A 1,414-nucleotide genomic window follows, 5' to 3' on the forward strand; every position below is an offset into this window, starting at 1 on the left:
AGTTGCACGCGCGACCGGCCGATCTCGGGAAGGATGTGCTTGTCCAGCGCCGTTTCGTAGCTCTTGCGGGTGGCGGGTCGCCACTGTGGCGACCGCGCCTCCGTCCATTGCCGCGCTAGTTGCGCGACCGTCATGCGCGCGGTGTCGGGGTGCTGCTCTAGCAGGCGCCTCTCAGCCTCGAGCATGGCGCGCCGCGCCGTTTCAGGTGTCTCACCACGACCCTTGATGCGTACCCGCCTACCATCGGGCAGCGTGACGTACGCCTCGGAGCGCCACGCGCGCCCCTTCTCCTGGTAGACCGTGCCTCCGCCGTTAGGGCCGCGGCGCTTACTCACTGAGGCGGAAACGTCTGGATCATGCGGACCACGCCGCGAACTTCGATCTCCTCATCCCCGATGCGGAACACAGGCCCGCCCGGGTTGTAACTCCGCAGGACGGCCGTTGAGTCCTCCCTGTACTCCTTCAACACGATCATCTCGCGCCTCGGAAGCCACGCGGCGACAAGCGACCTGTCACGTGGAATCGCGCCGAGCTCTATGACGACGTAACTCCCGGGCGCGATCTGGCGAGCAGCGGTGTCGCTGACCATGCTGTCCCCGTTCACGCGAAGGGCGACTATCTTGCCTGGTGGAATAGCGGCCAGTTGTGGTGCTAGACGCGGATCGATAGAGATGTGGCCTTCGGGCTCCACGTATTCTTCTACCCCCAGAATCCCGGCGCTGACGGTTCCCACGATAGGGATTAGCAGCTCCGGGATGTAGTCCTCTGTTCCCGGCAGAGGATCGGACACTAGTCTTGGGACCCCGGTGGCCTCCTCAAACTCAGCCGGCGTCCATTGCAGCACTTCAAGAAGCGCTTTGTACTTCGACAGTCTCAGGTCAGTAAGGTCATAGCGGTTGTTCTCCAATTGGGACAAGAGCTTGAGGTTGATAACGCCGCCGGTGCGCTCGACGACGTCTTCCGCGGTTAGGCCTAGCCATCTCCTGCGAGCCGCAATGGCATCTCCAGGAGTAGAAGGGCGTACGGCCGGTCGATATTTCTCTCCCACAGCCATGCTGGCAAGCATAAGAATCTTCCTCCCCTTCTAACAGGCCGCTCCGGACATGTTAGCAGCCATGTTGACTTGACGCTAGACGGTCTGGCATGTACACTCCGGCATGTCACAAGTCAAGTTGACACGTTCCCGAAGCAAGACGAGTCCTAGCAGCGGCGGGTCCGGACCCGAGCTGCTGACGCTGAACGAGGTCATGGAGCGGTTGAAGATCGGGCGGACAACGCTTCGGTTCCTCATCGATCGCGACCCCGATTTCGTGACCATCAAGCTCGGTGAACGCCGCCTGATGAGCGTCGCGGCGCTCGAGGCGTTCGTGAAAGCGAAGGAGGAGAAGGCGAGAGGGGAGCGGCCCGCAGCCGC

3 protein-coding genes are annotated in these 1,414 nt (G+C 62.4%); 1 reads left to right on the forward strand and 2 read right to left on the reverse strand.

Annotation, left to right across the window (positions count from 1 at the left end):
• The coding region (locus VF202_15870; protein HEX7041595.1) for a hypothetical protein at positions 1–185 on the reverse strand (185 nt) is incomplete at its 3' end.
• Between the two features lie 146 nt (positions 186–331).
• The gene (locus VF202_15875) at positions 332–1,054 is read right to left on the reverse strand and encodes a LexA family transcriptional regulator (GenBank protein ID HEX7041596.1); all 723 of its coding nucleotides are present in this window, start codon (positions 1,052–1,054) and stop codon (positions 332–334) included.
• Between the two features lie 103 nt (positions 1,055–1,157).
• On the opposite strand from VF202_15875, the gene VF202_15880 reads away from it, so the two are divergent.
• On the forward strand, positions 1,158–1,414 hold a 257-nt coding region (locus tag VF202_15880; protein HEX7041597.1), incomplete at its 3' end, for a helix-turn-helix domain-containing protein.

Source organism: Trueperaceae bacterium (assembly GCA_036381035.1).
GTDB lineage: Bacteria > Deinococcota > Deinococci > Deinococcales > Trueperaceae > DASRWD01.